The sequence below is a fragment of the Streptococcus sp. SG2 genome, from assembly GCF_030439925.1.
GTDB classification, from domain to species: Bacteria; Bacillota; Bacilli; order Lactobacillales; family Streptococcaceae; genus Streptococcus; species Streptococcus gordonii.
This window is the reverse complement of the sequence record NZ_JAQFJD010000001.1, coordinates 255,609-280,469: the sequence shown is the minus strand read 5'-3', so window position 1 is coordinate 280,469 and position 24,861 is coordinate 255,609. Positions and strand designations below refer to the sequence as shown.

At 38.6% G+C, this 24,861-nt stretch carries 27 protein-coding genes and 1 pseudogene; 11 read left to right on the top strand and 17 right to left on the bottom strand.

Translation table 11 applies throughout. The annotated features are described in order from the left end of the window. Positions 1–190 precede the first annotated feature (190 nt). The 9 genes and pseudogenes from PCY09_RS01395 to PCY09_RS01355 all read right to left on the bottom strand — a co-directional run bounded on the left by PCY09_RS01395 (position 191) and on the right by PCY09_RS01355 (position 6,784). On the bottom strand, positions 191–1,267 hold the full coding sequence (locus PCY09_RS01395; protein WP_125397144.1) for an aspartate-semialdehyde dehydrogenase: 1,077 nt from the start codon (positions 1,265–1,267) through the stop codon (positions 191–193). A gap of 246 nt (positions 1,268–1,513) precedes the next feature. After that, entirely contained in the window at positions 1,514–1,702 is a 189-nt protein-coding gene (locus tag PCY09_RS01390) for a hypothetical protein (RefSeq protein WP_125365521.1), read from the bottom strand. After that, positions 1,692–1,817: a hypothetical protein gene (locus PCY09_RS01385; RefSeq protein ID WP_260470023.1), complete on the bottom strand. Its 126-nt coding sequence runs from the start codon at positions 1,815–1,817 to the stop codon at positions 1,692–1,694. Before PCY09_RS01385 ends, PCY09_RS01390 begins: the two co-directional genes overlap by 11 nt. Before the next feature lie 195 nt (positions 1,818–2,012). Beyond that, the gene (locus tag PCY09_RS01380; protein WP_061602007.1) at positions 2,013–2,537 is read right to left on the bottom strand and encodes a GNAT family N-acetyltransferase; all 525 of its coding nucleotides are present in this window, start codon (positions 2,535–2,537) and stop codon (positions 2,013–2,015) included. Beyond that, positions 2,534–3,187: a DNA alkylation repair protein gene (locus PCY09_RS01375; RefSeq protein ID WP_125397143.1), complete on the bottom strand. Its 654-nt coding sequence runs from the start codon at positions 3,185–3,187 to the stop codon at positions 2,534–2,536. The genes PCY09_RS01380 and PCY09_RS01375 overlap by 4 nt, the downstream gene beginning before the upstream one ends. Before the next feature lie 3 nt (positions 3,188–3,190). After that, a pseudogene (locus PCY09_RS01370) lies at positions 3,191–3,797 on the bottom strand (DUF5052 family protein). Next, positions 3,794–4,336, bottom strand: coding sequence for a GNAT family N-acetyltransferase (locus PCY09_RS01365; RefSeq protein ID WP_061602009.1), 543 nt, complete (start codon positions 4,334–4,336; stop codon positions 3,794–3,796). The pseudogene PCY09_RS01370 and the gene PCY09_RS01365 overlap by 4 nt, the downstream one beginning before the upstream one ends. Before the next feature lie 71 nt (positions 4,337–4,407). Beyond that, on the bottom strand, positions 4,408–6,078 hold the full coding sequence (locus PCY09_RS01360; protein ID WP_125397142.1) for a formate--tetrahydrofolate ligase: 1,671 nt from the start codon (positions 6,076–6,078) through the stop codon (positions 4,408–4,410). A gap of 181 nt (positions 6,079–6,259) precedes the next feature. Beyond that, the gene (locus PCY09_RS01355) at positions 6,260–6,784 is read right to left on the bottom strand and encodes a hypothetical protein (protein ID WP_125397141.1); all 525 of its coding nucleotides are present in this window, start codon (positions 6,782–6,784) and stop codon (positions 6,260–6,262) included. 151 nt (positions 6,785–6,935) lie between these two features. Between PCY09_RS01355 and PCY09_RS01350 the strand changes: the two genes are divergently transcribed. From PCY09_RS01350 to PCY09_RS01330, 5 genes are all read left to right on the top strand, one after another. Beyond that, the gene (locus PCY09_RS01350) at positions 6,936–7,628 is read left to right on the top strand and encodes a phosphopantothenate--cysteine ligase (RefSeq protein WP_125397140.1); all 693 of its coding nucleotides are present in this window, start codon (positions 6,936–6,938) and stop codon (positions 7,626–7,628) included. Further along, entirely contained in the window at positions 7,625–8,176 is a 552-nt protein-coding gene (gene coaC / locus PCY09_RS01345; RefSeq protein WP_125397139.1) for a phosphopantothenoylcysteine decarboxylase, read from the top strand. Before PCY09_RS01350 ends, coaC begins: the two co-directional genes overlap by 4 nt. Further along, positions 8,160–8,723 carry an ECF transporter S component gene (locus PCY09_RS01340; protein WP_125397138.1) on the top strand — a complete coding sequence of 188 codons (564 nt, stop codon included), beginning with the start codon at positions 8,160–8,162 and terminating at the stop codon, positions 8,721–8,723. The genes coaC and PCY09_RS01340 overlap by 17 nt, the downstream gene beginning before the upstream one ends. Before the next feature lie 236 nt (positions 8,724–8,959). After that, positions 8,960–10,678, top strand: a complete 1,719-nt coding sequence (locus PCY09_RS01335; protein WP_125397137.1) for a phospho-sugar mutase — start codon at positions 8,960–8,962, stop codon at positions 10,676–10,678. A gap of 111 nt (positions 10,679–10,789) precedes the next feature. After that, positions 10,790–11,137: a PedC/BrcD family bacteriocin maturation disulfide isomerase gene (locus PCY09_RS01330; protein ID WP_061410692.1), complete on the top strand. Its 348-nt coding sequence runs from the start codon at positions 10,790–10,792 to the stop codon at positions 11,135–11,137. 777 nt (positions 11,138–11,914) lie between these two features. On the opposite strand, the gene mutY is transcribed toward PCY09_RS01330, so the two are convergent. The 5 genes from mutY to PCY09_RS01305 form a co-directional block, all read right to left on the bottom strand. Next, the gene (gene mutY / locus PCY09_RS01325; protein WP_125397136.1) at positions 11,915–13,063 is read right to left on the bottom strand and encodes an A/G-specific adenine glycosylase; all 1,149 of its coding nucleotides are present in this window, start codon (positions 13,061–13,063) and stop codon (positions 11,915–11,917) included. Positions 13,064–13,128: 65 nt separating this feature from the next. Beyond that, positions 13,129–14,106 (bottom strand): phosphate acetyltransferase, encoded by a 978-nt coding sequence (gene pta, locus PCY09_RS01320; protein WP_125397135.1) that lies wholly within the window; start codon positions 14,104–14,106, stop codon positions 13,129–13,131. Between the two features lie 21 nt (positions 14,107–14,127). Then, the gene (locus PCY09_RS01315; RefSeq protein WP_125397134.1) at positions 14,128–15,015 is read right to left on the bottom strand and encodes an RluA family pseudouridine synthase; all 888 of its coding nucleotides are present in this window, start codon (positions 15,013–15,015) and stop codon (positions 14,128–14,130) included. Next, a complete protein-coding gene (locus tag PCY09_RS01310) occupies positions 15,005–15,829 on the bottom strand; it encodes an NAD kinase (protein WP_125397133.1) in 825 nt (274 codons plus the stop codon). The genes PCY09_RS01315 and PCY09_RS01310 overlap by 11 nt, the downstream gene beginning before the upstream one ends. Then, entirely contained in the window at positions 15,813–16,478 is a 666-nt protein-coding gene (locus PCY09_RS01305; RefSeq protein WP_046165521.1) for a GTP pyrophosphokinase family protein, read from the bottom strand. The genes PCY09_RS01310 and PCY09_RS01305 overlap by 17 nt, the downstream gene beginning before the upstream one ends. Positions 16,479–16,580: 102 nt before the next feature. Here PCY09_RS01305 and PCY09_RS01300 point away from each other — a divergent pair, with 102 nt between their 5' ends. The 6 genes from PCY09_RS01300 to PCY09_RS01275 all read left to right on the top strand — a co-directional run bounded on the left by PCY09_RS01300 (position 16,581) and on the right by PCY09_RS01275 (position 20,670). After that, positions 16,581–17,150 carry a CYTH domain-containing protein gene (locus PCY09_RS01300; RefSeq protein ID WP_125397132.1) on the top strand — a complete coding sequence of 190 codons (570 nt, stop codon included), beginning with the start codon at positions 16,581–16,583 and terminating at the stop codon, positions 17,148–17,150. 71 nt (positions 17,151–17,221) lie between these two features. Next, positions 17,222–18,178, top strand: a complete 957-nt coding sequence (locus PCY09_RS01295) for a ribose-phosphate diphosphokinase (protein ID WP_111724295.1) — start codon at positions 17,222–17,224, stop codon at positions 18,176–18,178. Between the two features lie 9 nt (positions 18,179–18,187). Further along, the gene (locus PCY09_RS01290; protein ID WP_048775810.1) at positions 18,188–19,315 is read left to right on the top strand and encodes a cysteine desulfurase family protein; all 1,128 of its coding nucleotides are present in this window, start codon (positions 18,188–18,190) and stop codon (positions 19,313–19,315) included. After that, positions 19,305–19,652 carry a DUF1831 domain-containing protein gene (locus tag PCY09_RS01285; protein WP_046165517.1) on the top strand — a complete coding sequence of 116 codons (348 nt, stop codon included), beginning with the start codon at positions 19,305–19,307 and terminating at the stop codon, positions 19,650–19,652. Before PCY09_RS01290 ends, PCY09_RS01285 begins: the two co-directional genes overlap by 11 nt. A 34-nt stretch (positions 19,653–19,686) precedes the next feature. After that, complete coding sequence (locus PCY09_RS01280) at positions 19,687–19,920, top strand: DUF4649 family protein (protein WP_060970993.1); 234 nt, start codon at positions 19,687–19,689, stop codon at positions 19,918–19,920. A gap of 102 nt (positions 19,921–20,022) precedes the next feature. Continuing rightward, positions 20,023–20,670, top strand: coding sequence for a redox-sensing transcriptional repressor Rex (locus PCY09_RS01275; RefSeq protein WP_008809175.1), 648 nt, complete (start codon positions 20,023–20,025; stop codon positions 20,668–20,670). A 19-nt stretch (positions 20,671–20,689) separates the two neighbouring features. Here the strand turns inward: PCY09_RS01275 and radC are convergent, their stop codons facing one another. The 3 genes from radC to gyrA form a co-directional block, all read right to left on the bottom strand. Next, positions 20,690–21,370: a DNA repair protein RadC gene (gene radC / locus PCY09_RS01270; protein ID WP_008809176.1), complete on the bottom strand. Its 681-nt coding sequence runs from the start codon at positions 21,368–21,370 to the stop codon at positions 20,690–20,692. An 83-nt stretch (positions 21,371–21,453) separates the two neighbouring features. Then, positions 21,454–22,209 (bottom strand): class A sortase, encoded by a 756-nt coding sequence (locus tag PCY09_RS01265; protein ID WP_008809177.1) that lies wholly within the window; start codon positions 22,207–22,209, stop codon positions 21,454–21,456. Positions 22,210–22,212: 3 nt separating this feature from the next. After that, the gene (gene gyrA, locus PCY09_RS01260) at positions 22,213–24,666 is read right to left on the bottom strand and encodes a DNA gyrase subunit A (RefSeq protein WP_046165514.1); all 2,454 of its coding nucleotides are present in this window, start codon (positions 24,664–24,666) and stop codon (positions 22,213–22,215) included. Positions 24,667–24,861 lie beyond the last annotated feature (195 nt).

The window sequence follows — 24,861 nt, the reverse complement described above, 5'->3', positions numbered from 1 at the left end:
GAAAGGAGGCCTAAAGAATCTCTTCCCAGCCTCTCTTGGTTATAGCAAAACTTATTTGAGGTTTAATTTACTTAATGATACTAGTTATTTACCAGTTCTCTCATCTAGAAACTGAACAAAAACCAGAAACATTAAAATTCAAACTAGCTTTATCCTATTTTGAAAACTATTAAGTTTTCTAATCAACCTTTTATTTTAGCTCGTAAACAAGCTCTTCAGTCGGACGAACTAAGCCACGCTCATGCAAGGTCTCAGCAATCTGTACTGAGTTCCATGCAGCACCTTTAAGAAGATTGTCAGACACAATCCACATGTGAACGCCATTTTCGACATCTAGATCCTTGCGAATCCGACCAACAAAAGTTTCTTTTCTACCAACTGCGTTGACAGCTTGCGGATAAATTTGATGAGTAACATCATCTTCTAAGACTGTACCCGGAAAGGCTGCAATGGCAGCCTTTATTTCTTCGATAGAGGCAGTTTCTTTAGTTTCAATATAGACAGATTCAGAATGCGCTGACAAGACTGGAATGCGGACGCAGGTAGCAGAAACTTTAACAGAGTCATCTTCTAAAATTTTCTTAGTCTCCTTGGTCATTTTCATTTCTTCATAAGTATAGTCATTGTCAGTGAAAACATCGATTTGTGGCAATGCATTAAACGCAATTGGGTAATGCTTCTTGTCTCCTCCAGAAGGCAAGATATTAGCAGTCAAATCCTTTGGATCAACACCATTATTTAAGACCTGACGCAACTGATCCTGCGTTTCCAAAATTGCACCCATACCAGCACCAGATACAGCCTGATAAGTTGATACAATCACGCGCTCAATTCCCCATTTATCAGCGATTGCTTTCAATGGAAGCATCATTTGAATCGTAGAACAGTTTGGACAAGAAATAATGCCGTTGTGGCGATCCAAGGCATGGGCATTAACCTCTGGTACTACTAGTGGTGTTTTGCTGTCTTGGCGGAAGTAAGAAGTATTATCAACAACTACTGCTCCTGCCTTAACTGCATAAGGAGCATACTTTGCAGAAGTCGAGCCACCAGCAGAAAAAAGAGCAATGTCAACGCCGTCAAAAGCAGTTTCAGTAGTCTCTTCAATTACAATATCCTGCCCCTTAAACTTCAAAATCTTTCCAGCTGAACGTGCAGACGCTAAAAAGCGCACTTTATCAATAGGAAGACTTGATTCTTCCAACATTTTAATCATCTGAGCTCCAACGGCTCCAGTAGCACCCACTACAGCAACTGTATATCCCATACAATTTACCTCTGAATTTTCTAAAAATTTTGTATATTTGATAATTATACTATTTTTTTTAAAAAATGTAAATCTAATCTGAGACTATACAGGACTAGTATTGAATTATTTCTGATCTTAAATATGTTTTATTTTTTACATGAAATGTTTTATCCACATCAACAGATACAAAATCCCTTACCTTCTCAAGAAATTTTTATGAGGTTACTGCTTCTTCCCCTCACGAACAAAATTGTATCCATTGCTCTATGACTCAACTTCTTCCTGCGAATTCATTTCATCAAGATCAATAGAACTAACGACATGGTAGGCCGTTTCAGTATCAATGTCTCTAAGATTGGCTTCGACTAATGGTCTTGCCTCTCTAAGAAATCTTTCATGGTTTACAGTTTTTGTTCTCACGAACAAAACTGTATCCACTGCTCTACGACTCAACTTCTTCCTGCGGACTCGTTTCGTCAAGAGCAATAGCATTCTCAACGCCGACCGTATCAGCATCAATTTCTCTAAGTTCGGCTTCGACTAATGGTCTTGCCCCTCTAAGAGACATAGAAAAATCCCCAATCCGAAGACTGGGGATTCGAGGCATCTTTCGATGAGAACAGCTGGTTCACACAACTGCTCAAGGTCCGCTCCTGCGTTACAATTCAATGTAGACCTCCTCAGCGCAAAAGGCTCCTAAGAGCCAATCGACTCATCGCATGAAATATAGTCTACCTTATCTCTCACCACTTTGTCAAGACATTTAATCTAAAATATAAACAAAGACTTGTCTATCCTTCCATTTGTGACCTTCTTTTTGGAATTGTTTCCGTACTCCTTCAAGATAGAAATCAGCTTGCTCTAGTAAATTCTGGGAAGGGATATTCTTTAGATCCACATGTGCTTCTAAACGATGAAATCCTAATTCACGACTGACTTGCTTGAGTTCTTCTAGCATTGCTCTGGCGTAGCCCTGACGCCAAAATTGATTATGTATCGTATAACCTATTTCCGCCCATTGAAAATCGTCTCTAGCTAGCACAAATAGATTAACCATACCTACATGTTTTCCGTTTTTTTCATCATAAATTCCCCAAATATACTGTTGGTCTTTGTCTCGGAAATCGCGGTGTTTAGCCACCAAATCCGCAAACCAACTTTCTGTACAAATTGTCATATCTAAAAGTCCATCATCAAACGGTGATTGGGAAGGCAGTCTATTGGAAAAACCTTCCAGGCAAACCGAGTAATCTTTCTCTTCCAGATATTTTAAATAAACCTGTTTCATAAATACTTACTTCCCTCTCGAATACTAAGGGCAGCCATTTCTGCTCGATACCGTTCTATAAAATCTCTGACCCAGTCTGGATTGGTTTTGGAATAATCTCTCAGCGCCCAGCCAATGGCCTTGTTAATAAAGAATTCTGCTTGGCCTAGATTATTCACTAAAAATTTCTCCAAGAGCTCCGTGTCCGTTTCTTCTTTTCGCAATAGCTGATGATCAATCGCCAAGCGCCGTAACCAAATATCCTCATCGCAACTCCAAGCTAAAATAATCTCTTTGGTTTCTGGGAATCGGGCGATGATTGATCCGACCAAGCGGTCTAGAAAGTCAATCGTATCCCACCAAGATTTTGTTTGGGCTAGCTTCTTTAAGTTAGGCAAGTCAGATGGAGTCAATAGCTTCTTGCGAATCTCCAGATAATCTAGCGCAGTGTACTGCAGTTCTCGATAGGGATAATTCCAAGCTTCATTTATGAAATTCCAGTCAATGACTAAGTCAGACTGTTGTTTGAAAAAAGCTTTTGCGAGCTTCCGTCTAGCCGGAGTCTTAACTCCTAGAAACTCAAATTTATTTTTCATATAGGCTTTCATAGCCACTGCATTATTAGGTATGGCTACAGCTTTTAACTCTTTTATTAATTCCTCTACATTCATAACTTACTCCAGCAATTCACGGTCATAAATAGTGTAGTCACATCGATAAATCACGAGGCGTTTGCCATCAATCAGCAACTCCGAAGTCTTAGGGGCATCAGATTTATCAAGAGACACGGTCGCCAGCATAGGCTGCCAGTGGGGTCCCATTTTGAGAGCGAATCAAAATAACCTTTTTCTTTCCGGTAAAGTCATTTTTAAAGGCTGAAATCATACGATTTAAAACAGGGACAGAATGACTATTCTCCTCAACATCTGCCGTCTTTTGATACTGGGCAAACACATCTTTCAATCCTTTTTCTTCTGCAATCAGAGAAGAACCTACATGGTCAATCTCGTACTTACCCAAGGTGATTTTGAGCACAGAAGAATCTTCCTTGGAATTTCCCTCCGCATCAACTGAGTCAAACTCCTCGTTACGCGAGATGGATAGGGACTTACCTGACATCTGGTCAATAAGCTGAGAATTTTCATCATAGGTCCGAACTGTCATCTCTAAACCAATCCATTCCTCCTTGGCATTTTTAATCCAGTTCTCAATCATCTGACAACCAGATAAGGTAATTAAACCAATGGATAACAACAAAATAATTAGATATTTCTTTTTCACACTTCCGACTCCTTTTCTTTTAAAAGCTTGATTGGTCTAACTTCCTTTTCTAAAGACTTTTGTAGCCAAACAATATCGTGCCAACGGTTGAATTTATAGCCAATTTTAGGGAAATGCGCCACCTGCTGATAGCCTCTTTTTCTATGCAAAGCCAGACTAGCCTCGTTTGGCAAAGAAATACAGGCTAGAAAATGGATATAACCCATCTGTTCTAACATTTCTTCCAAAGCATCATAAAGCTTACTGCCGACTCCTTTCCCTCTAGCATCTTGACTGACATAGACGGATAATTCTACCGCCCAATCATAGGCTGCACGCGCATAATAAGTCGAAGCGTAAGCGTAAGCATAACCTAAGACTACACCGTCTTCTTCCGCCACCAAGTAAGGATATTTTTCCAATGTTTTCTCAATCCTAATTGCAAAATCCTCAATGGTCGGAACTTCATATTCAAAAGTAATGGCTGTATTCTCGACATAAGGCGCATAAATATCTAACAAGGATCTAGCATCTGATGGCTTAGCTAATCTAATCTCCATAATGACTCCATGTTCTCAGTATTTTCATTATTATACCAAAAAAGACTCGTAACGAGTCTTTTAAACCATGATCAAAATAGACCAATCGCTGTGCCGTCTGCTGCCACATCCATATTGAGTGCCGCAGGGCGTTTTGGTAGGCCTGGCATGGTCATGACATCTCCTGTCAAAGCCACGATAAAGCCTGCCCCAAGTTTTGGTACCAATTCACGAATGGTAATTTCAAAGTTTTCTGGTGCCCCCAGCGCAGCAGGATTGTCTGAGAAGCTATATTGGGTTTTGGCCATACAGATTGGCAATTTGTCCCAGCCGTTCTTGACAATTTCACGAATCTGAGTCTGCGCTTTTTTCTCAAAGTTCACTTTTGAACCACGATAGATTTCTGTGACAATTTTTTCGATTTTCTCTTCGATAGTTGAGTTATTGTCATAGAGACGAGTGTAGTGTGCTGAACTTTCGTCAATGGTTTTGACAACAGTTTCAGCTAGAGCCACACCGCCTTCAGCGCCATCAGCCCAGACACTGGCAAGCTCAACCGGTACCCCGATTTCTGCACAGAGTTCCTTAAGAGTTGCAATTTCAGCTTCCGTATCAGAGACAAATTCATTGATGGCTACGACCGCTGGAATACCGAACTTACGGATATTTTCAACGTGGCGTTTAAGATTAGCAAAACCTGCACGAACTGCTTCTACATTTTCTTCTGTCAGAGCATCTTTCGCAATGCCGCCATTCATCTTAAGAGCACGAAGGGTTGCGACAATGACTACTGCATCTGGAGAAGTTGGCAAGTTTGGCGTCTTAATATCCAAGAATTTCTCAGCTCCAAGATCTGCCCCAAATCCTGCTTCAGTCACCGTATAATCAGCCAAGCGTAGCGCTGTACTAGTTGCTAAAACAGAGTTACAGCCGTGGGCGATATTAGCAAACGGTCCACCATGAACAAAGGCTGGTGTCCCGTAAATAGTCTGTACCAGATTTGGCTTAATCGCATCTTTCAAGACCAAAGCCAAGGCTCCTTCTACCTCAAGGTCACGAACATAGACTGGTGAGCGGTCATAGCGATAACCAATAACAATGTTAGCCAAGCGCTTTTTCAAATCTTCAATATCCGTAGCCAGGCAAAGAATCGCCATAATTTCAGAAGCGACCGTGATATCAAAGCCATCTTCGCGTGGAATACCGTTAACTGGACTTCCTAAGCCAACAGTCACATGGCGAAGAGCCCGATCATTCAAGTCCACCACACGTTTCCAGATAATGCGGCGCTGATCGATTCCCAGGGCATTTCCTTGATGTAAATGATTATCAATAAGAGCTGACAGGGCATTATTAGCAGTCGTAATGGCATGCATATCCCCAGTAAAGTGGAGATTGATGTCTTCCATAGGCAAGACTTGTGCAAAGCCACCGCCAGCTGCTCCTCCTTTAATTCCCATTACTGGACCCAAAGACGGTTCGCGGATGGCAATCATCGTTTTCTTACCAATCTTGTTCAAGGCATCCGCAAGACCAATGGTAATAGTTGATTTCCCTTCACCTGCTGGAGTTGGATTAATAGCCGTTACCAAAATCAACTTACCAACTGGATTTTTTCTTACCTCAGAAATCTTATCAAAGCTAAGCTTAGCCTTGTACTTACCATATAATTCCAAGTCATCATAGTCGATGCCAATTTTTTTCACCACATCCACTATAGGCTGTAATTCAATACTTTGAGCAATTTCGATATCTGCTTTCATCAAATTCTCCTTCATCCATTTAGTATATAGATTATAACAAAAAAAGAGTAAAACCTACACAATTTAACTCTTTTAAAAAATATTGTTCGTGTTTTGCTTTGCGAAAACTAGAATTCATCAGATAAAATTATGAAATTCACTTGAAACTTTATAGAAATCTAAACTTTAAGTTGTAATTCCTTTAATCAAGAAATCCACTCAAAAGAATCTCCGGATGGTATTTATTTAAGACATCGTTGATATCATACTGGTCTTCATCTAATTTATCAATTGAAATTTCGTAATCAGGACCATCTTGGGTATAGGGACAAATATAATGCTTTACACTTCTATGTCCTTCAGAACTATATTCGGAACGCTTCTTATAAGAAATTCTTTGAATATCTTTCCATGGAATGCTAATTTGTTCATCATCAATGCGAAAGACGAACTCATCCTTTGTCCCAGCTAAAATCGGTACCTTGCTTTCTTTTTCTTTAAATATATTTTTAATAAGATAGAGTATGATTCCGCCAAAGATCGCTGCTAGGAATATAATCATTAAGGTAGAGTGCGACAAATCATGCTCTATGCCCTTATCAATATCCATGTATATACTTATAAAAGCAACAATTCCAAATCCAAACATGACCAATATAAACATCAAATTTGTGAAATAAAAATTCGAACCAGCGTAATATTCAAACTGATATTTCTCTTTCTCCATACTCTCTCCTTTTTCAAAAAATTACAATCATTCCTATAGATTATTGATAAGAAACAAGTAACTTCAAGCTGTTTTCAAAATTTTAATTCTCAGTAGCTTTCTGTAAATATAATTATTTTACTAAATTTACTTTTTCTTGTAAAATAAGGCTATGAATATATTGATTACTTCAGGTGGAACAAGTGAAAAAATCGATCGAGTCCGTTCTATTACCAATCATTCAACTGGGCAGTTAGGAAAAGTCATAGCCGAAACTTTCTTAAACAAAGGCGATCGAGTGACTCTAGTAACGACTTCTAGGGCTGTCCGTCCTCTACTACATCCCAATCTTACTACAGTAGAAATTGAAAATGTCGCAGAGCTTCATGAAAAGCTGGAGCAACTTGTACACACGCACGATGTACTAATTCATGCTATGGCAGTTTCTGACTACACTCCAGTTTATATGACAGGCTTTGATAAAGTTTTAGCTAGCTCTGACCTTACAGAATTACTGAATAAGTCTAACTCAGAAAGCAAGATTTCTTCTCAGGATGATGTCCAGGTACTTTTCCTTAAAAAAACACCAAAAATCATCTCCTTAGTAAAACAATGGAATCCCGACATTCGCTTGATTGGATTCAAACTCTTGGTTGATGTTCCTAAGGAAAAGTTACTTGAGACTGCGCGAGCCAGTCTCCAAAAAAACAAAGCAGATATTATTGTTGCCAATGATTTAAATAAAATTACTGAGAAAGGGCATGAAGCTTATCTAGTTGAAAAAGATAGGGTGACGCAAGCACATTCCAAGGTTGAGATTGCTCAACTCCTCTACCAATATATCCACAGGGAGGCAAAAACATGACTCAGATTACTCTAGCAGTTAGTGGTAGCATATCAGCCTACAAGGCAGCAGATATTACTAGTCGCCTAAAGAAAGAGAACTTTGATGTGGCCGTCCTCATGACACAAGCTGCGACAGAATTTATCACACCTCTAACTCTGCAAGTCTTATCACAAAGGTTGGTTGCTCTTGATATCATGCAAGAACCTGATCCTAGCAAGGTCAACCATATTACCATTGCCAAGGAGACTGACCTCTTTCTACTAGCTCCTGCAACGGCAAATACGATTGCTAAATTAGCAAATGGTCTAGCAGATAATATGGTAACAGCTACTGCTCTGGCCTTACCGACTCATACTAAGAAAGTTTTGGCGCCAGCTATGAACACCAAGATGTATGAAAACCCACTAACCCAGCACAACCTAGAGCGTCTGCAAAATTTTGGATGGAAGATTATCCAACCACGCGAAGCTGTTTTAGCCTGTGGTGATCAGGGGACAGGTGCTCTAGCTGAGGTTGACACAATTATTGATACAGTAAAGGAACTTATTTATGAAAAAACAATCTAAGATTGCACAAATTGCTATTTTCTTTGCCATTATGTTGGTACTGCATCTGCTTAGCTCAGTGATTTTCAACCTTCTGCCAGTACCAATTAAACCAACGATTATTCATATACCTATTATTATCGCTAGTATCCTTTACGGTCCTCAGGTTGGAATGGTCTTAGGTTTCCTTATGGGATGTATTAGTGTGATTACTAACACCATAGTGCTTATTCCTAGTAGCTATCTTTTTAGCCCTTTTGTACCAAACGGAAATCTACATTCGCTTATAATCGCTATGGTGCCCCGCATTTTAATCGGTCTCACTCCTTATCTTGTCTACAAAGTCCTACATAACAAACTTGGTTTAGCTATAGCTGGAGCAGTTGGTTCTGCTACTAATACCATCTTTGTCTTGGGCGGAATCTTCTTTCTATTTTCAAATGTCTATCAAGGAAGTATCCAAGCTATGCTTGCTGTTGTTTTATCCGCAAATTCAATTGCAGAGTTACTTATTTCGGTAGTCTTGACAACAACTATCGTCCCTGCACTTGAAAAAGCTAAGCAATAATCTTCTAATCAATAATCTTGTAAGGGCAGTTATCTATCTGTCCTTTTTTGAATTCCTCTATATGATTTATTTGAAATTCTTTAAAAAATTTTTTCAAAAGTATTTCATCATTTTCTATATCTGACCTTTCAAAATAAGTGAAAATATGCTACAATGAAAGCGATTAGATATACTCAAGAGCGGGATGATTTATCATGATTTTCCTCTCTTCATTTTTTAAATAAAGGAGACATTCTATGACTTACCAAGAAAATTATCAAAAATGGGTCGATTTCGCTGATCTTCCAGACTACCTTCGTCAAGATTTAGAAAATATGGATGAAAAAATAAAGGAAGATGCCTTTTATACCAATCTTGAATTTGGTACTGCAGGTATGCGTGGATTGATTGGTGCTGGTACAAACCGCATTAATATCTATGTTGTCCGTCAAGCAACTGAAGGTTTGGCTCGTTTGATTGAGTCAAAAGGTGGAAATGAAAAAGAACGCGGTGTGGCAATTGCCTACGATAGCCGTCACTTCTCTCCAGAATTTGCCTTTGAATCTGCTGCAGTTCTTGCAAAACATGGCATCAAATCTTACGTATTTGAAAGCCTTCGTCCAACTCCAGAACTCTCATTTGCAGTTCGTCACCTCAACTGTTTTGCAGGTATCATGATTACTGCCAGCCACAACCCTGCACCATTTAACGGTTACAAGGTTTACGGTGAAGACGGTGGGCAAATGCCTCCACACGATGCGGACGCTTTGACTACATACATTCGTGCTATCGAAAATCCATTCGCTGTAGAAGTTGCTGATGTCGAAGCTGAAAAAGCTTCTGGCTTGATTGAAGTCATCGGCGAAGCTGTCGACGTAGAGTACCTAAAAGAAGTGAAAGATGTGAACATCAATCCAGCTTTGATCCAAGAATTTGGTAAAGACATGAAGATTGTCTACACACCACTTCATGGTACTGGTGAAATGTTGGCTCGTCGTGCTCTTGCCCAAGCAGGATTTGACTCTGTTCAAGTTGTTGAAGCGCAAGCAACTGCTGACCCAGACTTCTCAACTGTAAAATCTCCAAACCCAGAAAACCAAGCAGCCTTTGCCCTTGCCGAAGAACTTGGTCGTCAAGTTGGTGCAGATGTTCTTGTCGCAACTGACCCTGACGCTGACCGTGTTGGTGTTGAAGTGCTTCAAAAAGATGGTAGCTACCTTAACCTTTCAGGTAACCAAATCGGCGCTATCATGGCTAAATACATCTTGGAAGCTCATAAGAGCGCTGGAACTCTTCCTGATAATGCTGCTCTCTGCAAATCCATCGTATCAACTAACTTGGTAACGAAGATTGCTGAAAGCTACGGCGCAACAATGTTCAACGTCTTGACTGGTTTCAAATTTATCGCTGAAAAAATCCAAGAATTTGAAGAAAAACACAATCACACTTACATGATGGGATTTGAAGAAAGCTTCGGTTACTTGATCAAACCATTTGTACGTGATAAAGACGCCATCCAAGCCGTTCTTGTCGTTGCTGAACTTGCTGCCTACTACCGCTCACGTGGTTTGACACTTGCTGACGGTATCGAAGAAATCTACAAAGAGTACGGCTACTATGCTGAAAAGACCATCTCTGTGACTCTTTCAGGTGTAGACGGTGCTGAACAAATCAAAGCCATCATGGCTAAGTTCCGTAACAATGCTCCAAAAGAATGGAATGCAACAGCTATCACTGTCGTAGAAGACTTCAAAGCCCAAACTTCTACTGCTGCAGATGGCACTGTAACAACCTTGACAACACCTCCAAGTGATGTTTTGAAATACACACTTGCGGATGGTTCATGGATCGCTGTTCGCCCTTCTGGAACTGAACCAAAAATCAAGTTCTACATTGCAGTTGTAGGTGAAAGCAACGAAGATTCACAAGCTAAGATTGCAAATATCGAAGCGGAAATCAACGCTTTTGTAAAATAAGAAATTATAAAAGATGAGACCAACCAATCTCATCTTTTTTTCGTATCAAATCTAAGCAATTTTAGAAACTTTATGGCATACTAGTTCTATCAAAAGAAATGAGGATGATTTATGGAACAATTTGCTCAAAATATTAAAGACTTAGAAGTCACAACTGTTGATCGTGCCCGCCAAGCGATTGCTGACAAAGAGACAGCAACTTTCTTCGTTGGTCGTAAAACTTGCCCTTACTGCCGTAAGTTTGCTGGAACATTAGCTGGTGTCGTAGCTGAAACTAAAGCACACATCTACTTCATTAACAGTGAAGAAGCTAGTGAATTAGAGAAACTGCAAGCCTTCCGCTCTGAATATAGCATTCCGACGGTTCCTGGCTTTGTTCATGTTCAAGACGGCCAAGTAGCAGTTCGTTGTGATTCTTCTATGACTGCAGATGAGATTAAAGCATTCGCTCATTTATAAAAATAATAGCTAGAGATCATTCTCTAGCTATTATTCGTTTTCCGTAAAAATTGTTCAGTTCTATTGTTGTTTTTTTACAAACTATTCTAGTAGATCATTTTTCTTTTAAGAAAAATATTGGAAATTCATGCTCCTCTAGCCTATCATCAAGATTAAAGTGTTTTGTAAACCATTTTCTATACCTTTTAAAAAGTAATTCTAATATATAGATTAGCACAAATAATAAGATGAAGATGATACAAGAATAGATTTTATTTTCATTATTAAAGTCTGTTATATTAAAATGTATTATAAAATAAAAATATATAAAGGGACAGATGGGCACCAAATTTAAATAAAGCAAATAACTGATTAGGAATAGAAATTGGTGTTTCCTTGATCTTCTTCTGTAATGTCTTTTATATGTTTTCGTTATTTTATTGAATAAGGGAAACCTCCCTCTGCTAAATCTATAATATTTTGGTGAGGCATGATAGCCACACCAATGAAGGATTTTAAAATTTAACTCACGAATCAAGAAAAATAAATTGTAACAAATAAAATAACAAATTAAGATAGAACTGATTTTTGCATGATTAGAATATAATTCACGAATAAAAGCAAAATATGCAAGAGCCAAAAAATAATTGAAACAAGCTAATATAAAATAGAGAATACTAGCAAATATACTACGAGCTCCTATAAAATTTTTATCTGAATAATCTGGTCTATAATCCATATAAGTTACATAATCCTATTATTTCTTCATAAACCTATGCTCTAAATTGAAATGAACGTTCATTTATTAAATGCCTCCCACATCTTCTGCTGGGGTTTGGCAAAAGGGTACTTCTCAAATTCATCTGGATGTAGCCACATGACCTCTCCATCAGCTACGATCTGGCTATCATTAACTCGGCCATAAGCTAGCTGGATATGCCACTTGCGATGGCTGAAGACATGTTGCACCTTTGGAAAAGACCCCTGCTGCCAATCGACAATCAAATCATAATCCTGCTCAAAGCTTTCTTGAGGAGACAAATCCAGACTTGGCTGATTTTCAGCTATCTCAAAGAGGGACATCTGATTTTCAGTTTGAAATTCCTCAACTTCAATCAAGGGAAAATGCCAAAAACCTGATAACAAGCCAGCAGCTTCATTCTTTTCAAGCAAGAATTGTCCCTGCTCGTTTTCGATAATCAAGCCCTGCAGATAGACCGAAACTGGCTTCTTTTTAGGGGCTTTAATAGGATATTTATCCATAGTTCCATGTAAATAGGCTGCACTGAACTCTTTTACAGGACTGTCTTCTGGATGAGGATTAAGAGGAGCTTCGATATCTGACCCCAGATCCATCAGTGCTTGATTGAAATCTCCGGGCCTGTCTGGATCAATCAGAATCTCCATCATAGCCTGAAAGACCTTCCGATTGCTGGGTTGACCAATATCTAAATCCACTTCAAACAATCGACTCAGCACCCGCATGACATTGCCGTCCACCGCAGGCTCAGCTAGACCAAAGGCAATACTAGCAATAGCACCAGCCGTATAAGGTCCAATTCCTTTGAGGCTAGCAATTCCTTCATAGCTATCAGGAAATTTTCCAGCGAAATCTGTCATTATCTGCTGGGCTGCTTTTTGCATATTTCTCACCCGCGAATAATAGCCTAACCCTTCCCAAGCCTTGAGCAGTCTATCTTCTGGTGCCTGTGCTAAGTCAGCTACTGTCGGGAACCAGTCAAGAAAACGCTCATAGTAAGGAATCACCGTATCCACCCGAGTCTGCTGCAGCATAATCTCAGAAACCCAGATATGATAAGGATTATTTGTTCTACGCCAAGGCAGATCGCGTTTGTTTTTATCATACCAAGTTAATAATTTCTCGCGAAAAGAAGCAATTTTATCTGCCTCCCACATCTCAATTCCGTATTCTTTCAAATTTAACATAAATCTAGTATAGCATAAGGATAAAAAAATTGGAGAGCTTACGCCCCCCAATTATCTCATATCGTTTAATAATGACCAACTACCTGACTAGCTGTAATCAAGGTCAGCTTGTAAACATCATCCGCATTACATCCACGAGAAAGATCATTAACTGGATGATTAAGCCCTTGTAAGATAGGACCTACTGCAGAAAAGCCACCTAAACGTTCTGCCAGCTTGTAGCCGATATTACCAGCTTCAATGCTAGGGAAGACAAAGACAGTCGCTTGACCAGCCACAGGACTACCAGGTGCTTTTAGTTCTGCTGTTGCAGGTACAAAAGCCGCATCAAACTGCAATTCACCATCGATAGCCAAATCTGGACGCATTTCCTGAGCCAGCTTAGTTGCCTCTACGACCTTATCAACCTTCTCTCCAAAACCAGAACCTTTGGTAGAATAGCTGAGCATAGCGACTTTAGGATCAATATCAAAAATTTGTGCTGTCAAAGCTGAGTTAATAGCAATCTCTGCTAAAACACTGGCGTCAGGATCGATATTAATAGCACAGTCACTAAAAATGTAGCGCTCATCATCACGAACCATGAGGAAAGCTCCTGAAGTGCGCGAAACCCATGGCAAAGTCTTGATGATTTGAAGAGCAGGTCTAACAGTCGCTGCTGTAGAGTGAATAGCACCTGAAACCATTCCTTGAACCTTGCCAAGATAAACTAGCATAACACCGAAATAGTTGACATCTTCCTTCAGCAATTGGCGCGCTTCATCTGCAGTAATTTTTCCTTTACGACGCTCAACAAAAGCTTCCACCATTTCCTCAAAGCAAGAACAGTTTGTAGGATCAATAACCTGATACCCTTCTGTTATTCCTTCTATTTCTAAATAAATACGAATTTTCTCAGGATTACCCAAAAGAACTGGAGTAATACTAGTTTCTTTTACAAGGCGCTTAGTTGCTTGAAGAATACGAGGTTCTTCTCCTTCAGGCAAGACAATTTTCACTTCTTTATCCTGCAAGGCATCACGAATATCATCAAAAATTTTCATATTTTGTTAATCTCCTCTTAATTAATTTTTAAATGTCTGAATTACATGTTCAAAATCTGTTGGAAGAGGACTGGCACGTCCAATTTCCTCTCCACTGAATGGATTGTAAAATTTCAAAGTATGACAGTGAAGAGCTTGGCGACTGATACCTTCAGTTAAGCTTCCACCATATAAATCGTCTCCCAAAAGTGGAAAGCCGATATGTGAAAAATGAACTCGAATCTGATGCGTCCTTCCTGTATGAAGGTGAATATCCACTAGATAGATGTTGCCAAATTGCTCAATCACCTTGTAACTAGTATGAGCATATTTACCTCCTTTGGCAACTCTTCGTGTAATAATACTATCTTCATCACGCGCAATCGGAGCAATAATTTCCCCTTCTTTTTCTAAAAGACCATCTCCCTTAACCAGGGCTAAATAACGCTTCTCAATAGTTCTTTTTTGTAATTGTTTATCCAATCGTGCATGGGCATAGCCGTGTTTGGCAAATAGCATAAGACCGCTAGTATCCTTGTCCAAACGTGTCACAATATGGACTTGATGATTCTCATAACCGGAATCTATATAATAGGCTTTGACATAGTTAGCCATAGTATTAGAGTGGTTGACGCTAGGAATGCTTGCAACACCAGCTGGTTTATCAAGTATTAAAAAATGATCATCCTCAAAAACCACTTCTAATTCTCTCGAAATCGCGTCTAGACTTTCAAAACCTTCTTCCTTGGGGATATCGATCGTAACTTTATCACCAATGTCTAACAAGTAAATCGCATTTTGTGGTTCGTCATTTACTAAAATACCACCACCTCTATACTTAATTTTAGCAAGAAGCCCCTTTGAGACATCATGTTTTTTGAGAAAAGTTTTGACTTTGACATGTTCATCTGCAATAAACTCAAATCTCATCGTCTACTTCTCCAATAAAGGCATCCTTAACTCGGTTCCAAAAACTCGTATGGCTTGGACTGGCAACAAATTGTATTTTATGATTATCTATTTGAAATTCAACCTTGGTAATATGCTTGAAAGTATAAGTTCTATTATCCACCGAAATCGTATGCTGATCATTTCGAGTTGGAAAGATTTCGATCTTGTCTTTTTTAGGAACAATGATCGACGAACCTAAAGTACGATATACACGATTATTAAGGCTTGCCACTTCAGCAATTTGCAAGGCTTCTATTGTCGGATGAAGAACTGCTCCACCTAAGGACTTATTGTAAGCTGTGCTGCCGGTTGGAGTAGAAACCGAAATCCCATCCCCACGGAAGCGTTCAAAAGCCACATGGTTAATCATGACATCAGCAACCATAGTCCGATCTGATCGCTTTATCGTAGCTTCATTCAAAGCTAGCTTACTCTTTACAGAACCATCCTCTAGGAAAATTCTAACATTTAAAATCGGATAGGAAACCTGAGCTCCGGTGTCCAATTTTAGATTTTCTATTAACTTGTCGATTTCGAAATCTCGGTAATCAGTATAAAATCCTAAGTGTCCAGTATGAACACCGACAAAACGAACTTTATCTAATTGTTTTTCATATTTGTGAAAAACTGACAAGAGCATGCCATCTCCACCTACAGAAATAACTATATCAGGATTTTTATCGGTTAAAATGAAACGATTCTGCCTTAGTTTCTTAATCAATAATTGGCAGACTTCTTTACTTTGAGGTTTATAATTGCTAAAAACTGCAATCTTTTTATCTATATTCTTCATCTGTATCGTCACTATTTCCTACGCCATCATTTAACTTCCGATAAGGCGGATCAAACAGAACTTGAGCCTCTTGAATATCATGGCGAATTTCACCCATTGTTTTATCCAATTCATAGGCAATTCGAGCTGTTATTTCCAACCTTTCCTTAATTTCTTGAGGAAATTCTCCCTTATATTTATAATTCAGAGAATGCTCAATTGTCGCCCAAAAATTCATGGCTAAGGTCCGAATTTGAATTTCAGCCAAGACAACTTTATTACCGTCAATTGTATCAACAGGATATTCAACTATCACATGATAGCTACGGTAGCCACTTGGCTTCTTATAAGTGATATAATCTCGCTCTAGAACAATCTTCATATCTTTCCGCTGACGCAAGACTTTCAGAACTTCAGTGATATCATCCTCAAATTGAACCATAATTCGAAGTCCTGCAATATCATTCATATCACGGTCTAAGTTTTCTAAACTTATTCCATGCATAACCATCTTCTCTTGGATACTTTCAATAGACTTGACCCTACCGGTTACAAATTCTATAGGTGAGTGTCGTTGTTGCTTGCGGTATTGCTTTCGAATCCCACGCAGTTTGACTTTTAACTCACCAACAGCTTGGACATAAGGGTCTAAAAATTGTTCCCACTCCATAAATGCACTCACTCACCTTGTCATTTTTAATTATTTTATATAAAATAAATACGTCTATTATTATAACATAAATCGTTTTCAAGCGAAAGAAAAGGATCAACAATGAATCATTTAGAAATTGAATATAAATCTGGATTAAACAAAGAACAATTCGACAGTCTGCTACCACTTTTTAAAGATATTACTCCAGTAAAACAAACAAATTATTATATAGATACCCCTGATTTTTTTATCAGAGACCATAAAATGGCTTTCCGAATCCGTCGTTTTGATGATTCAGCCGAGCTGACTCTGAAGATATCGCAAGAGGTGGGAACGATGGAATATAACCAAGCTTTATCAGCTGATGAAGTTCATTCTATAATTGAGAATATGACTCTACCAGAGGGACAGATTCTTGAAAACTTGAAAAAAACGAAGATTCAGCTGAATCAATTAAATATCCTAGGCCACTTAACCACCATTCGCAGAGAAATGAAACATGAGTTTGGACTTCTAGCTCTGGATGAAAATTTTTATTTTGATGTTCACGATTATGAAATCGAACTTGAAGTTCAAGATGCTGAAGATGGAAAAGTTAATTTCTTTGACTTTCTACAAGAAAACAATCTCCCATACACACCCCTAAAAAGCAAGATCGCTAGATTTGCTAAAAACTTGCCAAATAGCTGAAAAAATCTTATATTTTTGATAAAATAGTAATCAGAAAATTAAAGGAGTTATCTTTAGGTATGTTTGGTTCAATCAATGACAAAAAGAACATGAAATTATTCTCGCTCAACTCAAATCATGCTATCGCTGAGAAGATTGCAAAAGCTGCTGGAGTACCGCTTGGGAAACTTTCATCACGTCAGTTCTCTGATGGAGAAATCCAAGTCAACATCGAAGAAAGCGTACGTGGCTTTGATGTTTTCATCATTCAATCTACAAGTTTTCCAGTAAACAACCATTTGATGGAACTGCTCATCATGGTAGATGCTTGTAATCGTGCCAGTGCTAACTCAGTAAACGTTGTAATTCCATACTTTGGTTACGCTCGTCAAGACCGTACAGCAGCACCACGGGAACCAATCACAGCAAAACTAGTAGCAAATATGTTAGTAAAAGCAGGTGTGAATCGAGTACTGACTCTTGATCTACACGCTGTTCAAGTCCAGGGATTCTTCGACATTCCTGTTGACAATCTTTACACTGTTCCTCTTTTTGCAAAACACTATTGCGATAAAGGCTTAACAGGTGATGATGTTGTCGTTGTAAGTCCAAAGAACTCAGGTGTTAAGAGAGCTCGCAGTTTAGCAGAACATCTAGATGCTCCTATCGCTATTATTGACTATGCTCAAGACGATGCTCACCGCAATGAAGGATATATTATTGGTGAGGTAGCTGGTAAGAAAGCGATCTTAATTGATGACATCTTGAATACTGGACGTACCTTTACTGAAGCTGCTAAAATTGTCGATCGAGAAGGAGCAACCGAAATCTATGCGGTTTCAAGCCACGGTCTCTTCGTTGACGGTGCCGCTGAAAAATTAGATGCTGTTCCAATCAAAGAAATTTTAGTAACTGATTCTGTAGACACCAAAGAAAAAACTCCAAAAAACATCCAGTACATTACAGCAAGTGAGTTGATTGCTGATGCTATTGTCCGCATCCAAGAGAGAAAACCTGTCAGTCCTCTCTTTGCATATAATAAAAAATAAGGACTGAAAATGATTTATTTTGACAATGCAGCCACGACCCCTCTTTCGTCTATAACTATCCAAAAGATGACTGATTTAATGGGACAGGTCTATGGAAATCCATCTAGCACTCATCAACATGGACGAGAGGCTAGTAAGATTCTCAGACAAGCCAGGCAGACTATTGCTCAGGTATTGCGAACTAATGCCAAAAATATTCTGTTCACTTCTGGTGCTACCGAAAGCAATAATACCATACTAAAAGGCTACGCTCTCAAGAACCAAGATCTAGGCAAACATATTATTACGACAGCAATTGAGCATCATTCTGTTTTAGAACCCTTGCAACACTTAGCCGAGAAATACGGATTTGAGATTTCTTTTATCCAACCAGTCGACGGAAAGATACGAGTAAAAGATATCAAGGGAGCACTCCGTCCTGACACCATTCTCGTCTCTACAATGTTTGCTAATAATGAGACAGGTTATCTACTACCTATTAAGGAAATTGGAGAAGTTTTAAAAGATCATCCAGCTAAATTTCATGTAGATGCGGTTCAAGCTATGGGAAAGATTCCAATCTATCCAGAAGAGTTAGGAATTGATTTTTTAAGCGCTTCTGCCCATAAATTTCACGGACCTAAGGGAACTGGCTTCTTATATGCAAAAGATTTCCACTTTGATAATCTACTTCACGGTGGAAGTCAGGAAGATAAAAAAAGAGCTGGTACGGAAAACATCATTTCCATTGCGGGAATGGCCACAGCACTGGAAAATAACATTGAACATATAGCCGAAAACTTCAGTCATATTCAAGAGCTTCGATATGAACTTTTGCAAGGACTTGGTACTACCGACTATTATCTAAATGAACAGGAGCCTCATTTACCTCATGTGGTTAACATGGGATTTCCCGGCCAGGCAAACGATATCCTGCTGATGAAGTTAGATATGGCAGGAATTTCTGTCTCCACAGGATCAGCATGTACTGCTGGAGCGATTGAGCCAAGCCACGTTTTGTCGGCTTTTTATGGTGAGACATCCCCCCGATTAAAAGAATCCTTCAGAATCAGTTTTTCTGATCAAAATACTGTTCAAGAAGTACAAATTTTAACAAAAAAATTAAAAGAAATTTTAGGAGAAACATATGGCCTTTGAAAAGTCAGTAGCATTAAAAGATTGTTTATACAGTTATGAAGTAAATCCAAATGTTAAAAAATTTACATTAAAAGACAATACCTTTGCCGAAACAAAAGTAGGAAACTTTGAGCTAACTCGCCTCTTAGAAGAAATTCCAAATAGTGGTCAAGGATTTTTGTTGAAGATTATTTTCAATAAAGACCTGTCAGGCTTTAAAATTAATATCACAGATAAATCTGGTCTTCGCTTAGTTAATATTTTTAAATCAGAAGATCAAAAGATTATTCAGCAGAAATTCTACTTTTTGATGGATAGTTTAGTTGAGAGAGAGATTTTTACAAAGACAGAACAATAATCCAACATTCATTCAAGAATAGCAGAGAATATACATGATTGAACTTAAATACTTAGATTCTTATAAGGTCGAACGAATCGTTCGTTATCTTGATTTTGATGAATTCATGCTAGCTTTTTCAGGATGTGTCACTATTCCGGATAACTTAAAGGTCCTCTCTTTGACTTATAACGGTAAGGAACTTCCCTACAAAGGAAAAATAGGCAATCTCTATCGAACCATGTCACAGTTTGATTTGTCAGCATACGAAAATAAAAAAGAAAACTAAGGATTTTAGTTTTCTTTTTTATTTTTACTTTCTTTGATTATTTTAAAATAGTTGATTTTTTCACAAACTTTCTATAAAATAGAAATGAAAGGACGTGATTTTGTGAAAACTGAAAAAAATTCAAGTATTCCTCGTGCAACTGCCAAGCGTTTATCCCTCTACTACCGTATTTTTAAACGTTTTAATGCAGAAAAAATAGAAAAAGCCAGTTCCAAACAAATTGCTGAAGCAATTGGTATTGACTCTGCTACTGTTCGAAGAGATTTTTCTTATTTTGGTGAACTTGGACGCAGAGGTTTTGGCTACGATGTTAAAAAATTAATGAATTTTTTTGCTGATCTACTTAATGATAACTCAATCACCAATGTCATGCTTGTAGGCGTTGGTAATATGGGGCACGCTCTTCTCCACTACCGCTTCCACGAAAGAAATAAGATGAAAATTGTCATGGCTTTTGACGTTGATAGCCATAAAGAAGTTGGAACAAAAACTCCTGACGGCATTCCAATTTATGGAATTTCTCAAATCAAAGAGAAAATCAAGGACGCTGACATCAAGACAGCAATTTTAACTGTTCCAAGTGTAAAAGCCCAGGAAGTAGCCAATATTCTTGTAGAGGCTGGAATAAAAGGGATTATGAGTTTTTCACCTGTACATCTTCACCTGCCAAAAGAAATTGTGGTTCAGTACGTCGATTTGACAAGCGAACTGCAAACTCTTCTCTACTTTATGAAAAAAGAGCATGATTAAGCACTATAGCTAACCGTCCTTAAATGAGGTCTGTTTCCTCTCGATAACTATAATAGCTATCCCCTCCCACAATTAAATGATCCAATAAAACGAAGCCCATCATTTCGCAGGCTTCTTTTATTTTCTCAGTCACCTGATCATCATCCCTACTTGGCCTAGTCGCGCCTGAAGGATGATTATGGACCAAGATAATTGATGTCGCCATATGCTTAATCGCATAATGAAGAATCTCCCTAGGTTCTGCTAAACTCCGAGTCAGACTTCCAATGAAAATTGTCTGTTGATGAATAATCTGATTTTGAGTGTTTAAATAAAGTGCAACCAAATGCTCCTGTTTTTTATGACTTAATTCCTGTTGCATTTTCTTAGCAAGTTTTTGACTACTCAGTATACGTTCTCCTTCAAAATTCTCCGCTTTTGAAATACGACTACCCAACTCAATCATGGCCTGTAGCTCAATCGCCTTTACTTGCCCTATACCAGATATCCCCTGTAGTTCAGATAGAGTCATGTGACGCAGTTCAGTCAGACTTGATACTGATGCTAAAATTCTACTAGCTATTTGGAATACATTCTCTTTTTTATTTCCTGTACGAATGAGAATAGACAGCAATTCCTGATTGCTTAACTGCTCTGCTCCTAGTCTTACTAATCGTTCCCGTGGTAATAATGATTCCTCTTGAAATGATATACTGTACATAAAAACCTCCTTACAATCTATTTATTCGCAAAAGAAAAAAGGAAAGCATTAAACTTATGCTTCCTTCTTTTTTATTATAAGATTTATAGTTGCATTTGATTGTATGATTTATTGAAGTAGTTCAAAATCTTCTTCGGTGTTTCTTTGTATGGAGTTTCACTTTCTAAAACACCCTTAACAATTGTACGAGAAGTTGCCGCAGCATCTTCACAGGTTACCAAAGTAACCTCTGCTGTACCATCAGCTGCATCATCAACCACATCTACCCTTTCAGGTTCCACGTTTTCAACACTAGTTATTGAATAAGTATAAACTTTATCTTTATCTGTCAGATAAATCTTCATACCAGCTTTTGCTCGATCAAGAGGGGAGAAGAGCATTTCATTGGCTCCCGTAATCCCGAAAACATGGTGGCTAGCTAAAGCATAGTTTCCTTTTCCCATTTGCTGAGTTTCTTTCATAGTACCAGCGCCATAATAAAGACCTGCATTCTCCAGTCCATTAAAAATTGGTAAATTAAGGGATAGTTCAGGAATCGCAATCCCACCGATAACAGGAAGTTGTTGCGCTTTCCATTGAGCATTTAAAACTGCTTCAGTCGATAGAGGCTCAACCTTTTCAAAATTGAAACTACCTTTACTTGCTTTATTCTTCTCAATTTCTTTCTTGGATACTTTAGAAACCTGGTACTTGTTTGTATGCCAAACCATAATCATATTTCTAATTGAAGAATTAAAAATTAGGGCAAGTGCAACTAACAGTAAGATAACCGAAAGAATATTTAATATAATATTACGTCTACTACGTTTCTTCTTGGCTCTTCGTGATCCTCTAGCCATATTTTACTCCTTCTCGTCTTGCAACTCTTCTTTATCATCTGCTTCTACAGTTGTAAAGGTAACAATCTGAGCATTCTGATCAAGACGCATAACCTTAACACCCATTGTAGAGCGACCAGTTTGTGAAATATTTGCAACACTTGTCCGAATAATCACACCAGTATTGGTTATGATCATCAGATCTTCTTGACCATTGACCGTCATTAAACCAGCTAAAGGACCATTTTTCTCTGTAATATTAGCTGTTTTAATCCCTTTACCACCACGGCCTTTTGTCGGATATTCACTAGCAAGAGTTCGCTTACCATAACCCTTCTCAGTAATAACAAGAACTTCATCGTTGTCAGACACAACACCTGCTCCAACAACCTGGTCACCGTCTCTTAGGTTAACACCACGTACACCAGTTGCAATACGACTCATGTTACGAACAGCTGTCTCATTGAAGCGAACAGAATAACCAAATTTTGTTCCGATAATAACATCAGCAGCTCCATCAGTTAGGAAAACATTAATCAGCTCGTCTTCATCCTTCAAATTCAAAGCCTTGAGTCCATTCTGACGAATATTAGCAAAATCAGCTACGCTAGTACGCTTGACTACCCCTAGACGAGTCGTAAAGAAGAGATAAGAGTCTTGGCTATGATCCTGTTCCACATTGATAATAGTTTGAATTGTTTCTCCTTCATCCAATTTCAGGAGATTCACAATTGGTAAACCTTTTGCAGTCCGGCCATATTCAGGTATCTCATATCCTTTCAGACGATAAACTCGTCCCTTATTAGTGAAGAAGAGTAGACGATCATGAGTACTAGTCGAAACAAGTTCCTTGACGAAATCATCGTCTTTAACACCAGTTCCTTGAACACCGCGGCCACCACGCTTCTGAGCTGTAAACTCATCTTGGTTTAAACGTTTGATGTAGCCTTTATTTGACAAGGTGATCAAAACATCCGCTTCTTCAATCAGATCTTCATCTTCTAGAGAGAGAACCTCTCCTACCATAAGCTCTGTACGACGTTCATCAGCAAATTTCCGCTTAACTTCATCCAATTCTTCTCTAATAATTGTAAGAACTCTTTCAGGTTTAGCTAAGATATCCGCCAAATCAGCTATTAGAGCAATCAATTCATCATATTCTGACTGAATTTTATCGCGTTCCAAACCAGTCAAACGACGCAAGCGCATATCGAGAATAGCCTGACTTTGACGTTCAGACAATTCAAACTTAGCCATTAATTCAGCCTGTGCTTCAGCGTCTGTCTCGCTGTTACGAATGATACGAATAACTTCATCGATGTGGTCAAGAGCAATTAGTAAACCTGCTAAAATATGAGCGCGCGCCTCGGCCTTATCTTTATCAAAGGCTGTTCGACGAGTCACAACTTCTTTTTGGTGCTCGATATAAGCTAAAAGGATCTCACGGAGAGAGAGTATTTTAGGAACACCACCCTGAATCGCTAACATATTAAAGCTGAAATTGGTCTGCATTTGTGTCAATTTAAAGAGATTATTTAGAATGACATGAGCAGACGCATCCCGACGAACCTCAATGACAAAACGGACACCCTCACGATTAGACTCATCACGGACAGCTGTAATACCATCGATGCGTTTTTCCTGTACTAAGCGAACAATGTGTTCATGAACCTTAGTCTTATTAACCATATAAGGAAACTCAGTTACGACAATCCGCTCGCGACCATTTTTCATTTCTTCGATTTCAGTCCGAGAACGTAAAACGATCGAGCCTTTCCCCGTTTCATAAGCACGGTGAATACCTGATTTGCCCATAACTAGAGCGCCAGTTGGAAAATCAGGCCCAGGCAAAACTTCCATAATATCACGGGTTGTTGCTTCAGGATTATCCATGACTAGCTTAACTGCATCAATAGACTCCGCTAAATTATGAGGCGGAATATTAGTCGCCATACCAACAGCAATACCAGTTGCGCCATTGACCAAAAGATTTGGAAAACGTGCAGGAAGGACTATTGGTTCTCGCTCATTAGCATCATAGTTATCGATAAAGTCAACAGTATTCTTGTTGATATCACGAAGCATCTCAAGAGCAATTTTGCTCATACGTGCCTCTGTATAACGCTGAGCAGCAGCTCCATCTCCGTCCATGGAACCAAAGTTCCCATGGCCATCAACAAGCATGTAGCGATAGCTCCACCATTGCGCCATCCGAACCATAGCTTCATAAATTGATGAGTCACCATGCGGATGGTATTTACCCATAACATCACCTGTAATACGGGCTGATTTTTTATGTGGTTTATCAGGAGTAACTCCCAGCTCATTCATTCCATAAAGAATCCGACGATGAACCGGTTTTAATCCATCACGAACATCTGGAAGTGCACGAGAAACGATAACACTCATAGCATAGTCAATGAAACTTGTCTTCATTTCACTCGTTAGATTGACATTTACTAAATTCTTATCTTGCATTAAAAAAATGCCTCTTTTCACTTTATATAACTGTACTATTATATCATATTTTAAACATTTTTTCAGTAAATAGCCTTGATCCTAAAAACGTTTACATCTTTTAAAGATGACCATCTGCCGTGACAAAGCATGTTAAAAGTGATAGAATAGACTTGTTTGGGACAAACCCGTAAAAAAATAAAAGGAGATGTTTAG